The following is a 4,737-nucleotide window of genomic DNA, read 5'->3' as shown; positions in this document are numbered from 1 at the left end:
CAGCCGGGCGTTCTGGCGGTCCTGCATGTAGCCGACCAGGATGCCGTCCTCGATCAGGGTGGTGCGGTTGGTCGGCGTGCCCTCGTCGTCGATCGACAGCGAGCCGCGCCGTGACGAGAGGGTGCCGTCATCGACCACGGTGACGCCCTTGGCGGCGACCTGCTGGCCCATCAGGCCGGCAAAGGCAGACGTCTGCTTGCGATTGAAATCGCCTTCAAGCCCGTGGCCGACCGCCTCGTGCAGCATCACGCCGGGCCAGCCCGGCCCGAGCACCACGTCCATCTCGCCGGCGGGAGCGGGGATCGATTCAAGGTTGACCAGCGCCTCGCGGATGGCGCCATCGGCGGCGGCGCGCCAGGCGCCGCTCTCGATGAAGCGTTGGTAACCCTCGCGGCCGCCATAGCCCTTGCTGCCGCATTCCTGGCGGTCGCCGGAGCCGGCCACCACCGAGATGTTGACGCGGGTCAACGGGCGGATGTCGCGGTAGCTCTCGCCGTCCGGGCGCAGGATCTCGACCACCTGCCAGGTGGCGCCGAGCGACACCGAGACCTGTCGTACCCTGGGGTCCTTGTCGCGCACATAGGCGTCGATCTCGGCCAGCAGTTTTACCTTGGCCTCGAAGCCGGGCGCATCGAGCGGGTTGTCGTCACTGTAGAGCCGGACATTGGTATGCGACGGCGCCGCGGCAAAGGTGCCGGCATAGCCGCCGCGCACGGCATTGACCGCATCGGCGGCGCGGATCAGCGCCGGGATCGAGACGTCCGAGGAATGCGCATAGCCGACCGCGTCATCCTTGACCGCGCGCAGCCCGAAACCCTGGGCCGTGTCATAGGTCGCCTGCTTCAGCCGGCCATTGTCGAAGCCCAGCGCTTCCGACTGGCTGTATTCGAGGAACAGCTCGCCGTCGTCGGCGCCTTCGAGGCCCCGGATGAGCTGCTGGCGCACCTGGTCGCGGTCGAGATTGGCGCGGTCGATCAGGGAAGTGGTGGCGGGACTGGTCATGGAAGCTCCGGGGCAATGGCGCGGTGAAACTGAAGATAGGCATTGCGGCGGAAGAAGGGGAGGGGACCGCGTTGCGTTCGGCCGATATCGCCGAAAACTGTTGTGCGGCTCGCGCCTGACAGGTTGTTTAAAATAACCTATCAACCCCAAGAAAGTGCGGCTAAATTGGGCATGGTCGATGAATCCGATCAGATCCTTGCTCCCAAACCCCCTGGGTCGCCCTTGCAGGCGCATGGCGGCGCAGGCACATTCGACGGCATGATCGAAGCTCGGGTCGCCAGTCTCGAAGCCGACGTAAAGAACATTCGTGAAAACGTCGGTGACATGAAGATCGCCCTCAGGGAGGCGGGAAAAGACCTGACCGATTTAAAGGTCAGTCAGGCCACCTTGACGGAGCGCATCAGCCACCTGCCCACGAAGAGTTATATCGGCTGGTGGATTTCTGGCGGGCTGACTGTCGCCGTTGCGGCTTTGACTGTGCTCTCGCGTCTCGGATGGCTCGTTGCGGCGACGCCAGAATAGAAATGCATTCGAACGCCAAATTCCATGACTGTTCAGATTTTGCCGATCGCCGCATCCCACATCCCCGGTTTCGGCCGGGCATTGGACGTTGTTGCCCGAGAAAAGCGCTACCGGTCGTTTCTGGAAGGCCCGCCACCTGAAGCCGTTCGCGCGTTCGTGCTCGACAACATCGAGCATGGCCACCCTCAATTCGTCGCCATGGCAGGGGATGAGAAACTTGTTGGCTGGTGCGACGCAAGGCCGAACAGCAAGCCGATCTATGCCCATAGCGCGACCCTCGGTATGGGACTGTTGCCGGAGTTTCGAGGGCGGGGCATCGGAACCCGGCTTATCCGGTCGACACTTGACGCGGCCCGCGTCAAAGGACTGTACCGGATCGAACTGACGGTCCGTGAAGCCAATGCCAGCGCTATCGCGCTCTACCGGAAAGTCGGATTCCTGACCGAGGGCATGCGCATGGATGCGGTGTGTGTCGATGGCAGCTACGAGAACGTCCTGTTCATGGCGCTGCTGCTTTAGCTGTCGGGGCGAGCCCCTATGGCAGCTTGTCGTAGCCTTCGCCGATCCCGTTCAGGCTGAGCGGGAAGCCGATGCCTTCTTCGGGGGTCTCGAAGATGATGAAGGTGGCGGTTTTGGCGGTGCGCAGCTGGCCGAGCAGCTTGTCGTCCATCACCACTTCGGCGACGCAGCCATTGGGCAGGCAGCGCACGAAGCCGGCGCGGCCGACGTCGACGTTGTCGAGTTTCAGCCCAAGGCCGGACGGCAGCAGCACGCCGAGCGGCGCCACCACCCGCATCAGCTTGCTCTTCTGATCGGCGGTCTTCAACACGATCACGGTCAGACCGGCATTGGAACGGTCCTCGGCTACCACGCTCTGAATCAGGGCGCATTGCTCAGCCTGGGCGCCGGGCGGGGTGTCGCAGCGGATCTGCCAGTCGCCATGCACCGAGCGTACCGCGCCCTGGGCGTGGGCGCCGGTCAAACTGGCGGACACCGCCACCAGGGCCAGGCATCCGAGCGCGATCCGGCGCCACGCTGCGACAATGCGGGCGTTGCGGCCCACGGTCGGCTTGTGCTGGAATTTCGAATGGCCCATCGGGGTCGATCCCTTGGCAGTGGTTTGGCAGAGCCTGCCGGCAAACAGGACTGATACGGCAATGACGGCGCCTTGAAGGCGTCCGCCACGCCGCCACGGCGGCGCCCTGGCGGCGAATCAGCGGGCCGAATGGCCGTTCGCCTGTGCGTACAACGGGCAATGCCGCTGTCAAGCGTCGTCGCCCGCTGAAGTGGTGGTTGTCACTGATTTAATGCGGGAATTGCGCTGCCGATGCAAGGCCCTGGAATGCATTTCGCGATCATCCATTACTGCATTGCGACAGCGCCCGAATTATGGTTTGAGAGGCTTGAATTCGACGCGTTCTAACCATCGGTCGGTGGCTGTTGTCAGGACGCGAACCGAACAGCATGTCGTGGCGACCTGCCGGAATGCTGAGTATTTACATGGGAGCGCGCGCGACATGAAGATGTCGAATGGCCAGATTGGCCACCGGTTGCTAGGTTTGGCGGTTATTGGGACCGGGCTCGCTCTGGGCGGTACCGCGTTCGCCGAGGTCATGGGTCAGCCCGCGCCCTGGGAATACAAGCTGCAGGCCGCCGCCACGCCGGTGATGGAGAACATCACATGGTTCCACAATTTCCTGCTCTGGCTGATCACCGGCATCACCTTGTTCGTGCTGGTGCTGCTGATCCTCGTGGTGGTCAAGTTCAACCACAAGAGCAATCCGGTGCCATCCAAGACCACCCACAACACCCTGATCGAGGTCGCGTGGACCCTGATCCCGGTGCTGATTCTGGTGGCGGTCGCGGTGCCGTCGTTCCGCCTGCTGTTTCTCGAGCTCGATATTCCGAAGGCTGACCTGACCATCAAGGCCACCGGCAAACAGTGGTACTGGACCTATTCCTACCCTGACAACGGCCCGTTCGAGTTCGACTCGCTGCTGGCTGCCGACAAGATGCCGCGCCTGCTCGCCGTCGATAATGAGGTCGTGGTGCCCGTCAACAAGGTTGTCCGTGTTCAGACCACTGCGGCCGACGTGATCCACTCCTTCGCGATGCCGTCATTCGGCATCAAGATCGACGCCATCCCCGGTCGCCTTAACGAGACCTGGTTCAAGGCGACCAAGGAAGGCATGTATTACGGCCAGTGCTCCGAACTGTGCGGCAAGGATCACGCCTTCATGCCGATCGCCATCCGGGTCGTCAGCGACCAGGAATTCGCGGCCTGGATCGAGACCGCCAAGAAGAAATATGCGACCAACCCGGCGAATTCCTACGCCGCGGCGACACCCGCGGCGCAGTGAGCCCGTCGGAGCCGCGAGGCTCCGGTCGGCTTGCGCACGAGCAAGATTTAGGGCGACGGGACCGCGAGGTCCAAAGACTGCCAAGAGACGACAAAGCAGGATTTGAAAATGGCAACGACCGCGGCAACACCGGTTCACGACGATCACGCCCATGATGATCATGCGCACGCCCATCCGACAGGATGGCGGCGCTACGTCTATTCGACGAACCATAAGGACATCGGCACGATGTACCTTATCTTCGCGATCTGCGCCGGCATCGTCGGCGGCATCATGTCGATCCTGATCCGCATCGAGCTGATGTATCCCGGCGTCCAGATCTTTCACGAGAGCCATACCTACAACGTGTTCGTGACCTCGCACGGCCTGATCATGATCTTCTTCATGGTGATGCCGGCGATGATCGGCGGCTTCGGCAACTGGTTCGTGCCGCTGATGATCGGGGCGCCCGACATGGCGTTTCCGCGCATGAACAACATCTCGTTCTGGCTGCTGCCGGCGTCGTTCGCGCTGCTGCTGATCTCCACCTTCGTCGAGGGTGAACCGGGCGCCAACGGCGTCGGCACCGGCTGGACGCTGTACGCGCCGCTCTCGACCTCGGGCCACCCCGGTCCTGCCGTCGACTTCGCGATTCTGTCGCTGCATCTGGCCGGCGCCTCCTCGATCCTCGGCGCCATCAACTTCATCACCACCATCTTCAACATGCGCGCGCCGGGCATGACCCTGCACAAGATGCCGCTGTTCGTGTGGTCGATCCTGGTGACGGTGTTCCTGCTGCTGCTGGCGCTGCCGGTGCTGGCCGGCGCCATCACCATGCTGCTGACGGACCGCAATTTCGGCACCACCTTCTTCT

Annotated in this window: 6 protein-coding genes; 4 read left to right on the top strand and 2 right to left on the bottom strand. The window is 63.1% G+C overall.

The window, feature by feature from the left end:
• Nucleotides 1-1,002, bottom strand: a 1,002-nt coding sequence (locus Q0S16_RS18305) for a metallopeptidase TldD-related protein (RefSeq protein WP_295851073.1), incomplete at its 3' end; no start/stop codon positions are given.
• 171 nt (nt 1,003-1,173) lie between these two features.
• On the opposite strand from Q0S16_RS18305, the gene Q0S16_RS18300 reads away from it, so the two are divergent.
• Nucleotides 1,174-1,524 carry a hypothetical protein gene (locus Q0S16_RS18300; protein WP_295851068.1) on the top strand — a complete coding sequence of 117 codons (351 nt, stop codon included), beginning with the start codon at nt 1,174-1,176 and terminating at the stop codon, nt 1,522-1,524.
• A 24-nt stretch (nt 1,525-1,548) separates the two neighbouring features.
• On the top strand, nt 1,549-2,043 hold the full coding sequence (locus Q0S16_RS18295; RefSeq protein WP_295851061.1) for a GNAT family N-acetyltransferase: 495 nt from the start codon (nt 1,549-1,551) through the stop codon (nt 2,041-2,043).
• Between the two features lie 16 nt (nt 2,044-2,059).
• Here Q0S16_RS18295 and Q0S16_RS18290 read toward each other — a convergent pair whose 3' ends face one another.
• Complete coding sequence (locus Q0S16_RS18290; protein WP_295851058.1) at nt 2,060-2,620, bottom strand: invasion associated locus B family protein; 561 nt, start codon at nt 2,618-2,620, stop codon at nt 2,060-2,062.
• 421 nt (nt 2,621-3,041) lie between these two features.
• Here Q0S16_RS18290 and coxB point away from each other — a divergent pair, with 421 nt between their 5' ends.
• Both coxB and Q0S16_RS18280 read left to right on the top strand, forming a co-directional pair.
• Entirely contained in the window at nt 3,042-3,884 is an 843-nt protein-coding gene (gene coxB, locus Q0S16_RS18285; protein ID WP_295851055.1) for a cytochrome c oxidase subunit II, read from the top strand.
• Nucleotides 3,885-3,992: 108 nt separating this feature from the next.
• Nucleotides 3,993-4,737, top strand: a 745-nt coding sequence (locus Q0S16_RS18280; protein WP_295851051.1) for a cbb3-type cytochrome c oxidase subunit I, incomplete at its 3' end; no start/stop codon positions are given.

This window comes from Tardiphaga sp. (assembly GCF_025356345.1).
In the GTDB taxonomy this organism is placed as follows: Bacteria; Pseudomonadota; Alphaproteobacteria; order Rhizobiales; family Xanthobacteraceae; genus Tardiphaga.
Note: the sequence above shows the minus strand (reverse complement) of the source record. Positions and strands in the feature narration are given on the sequence as shown.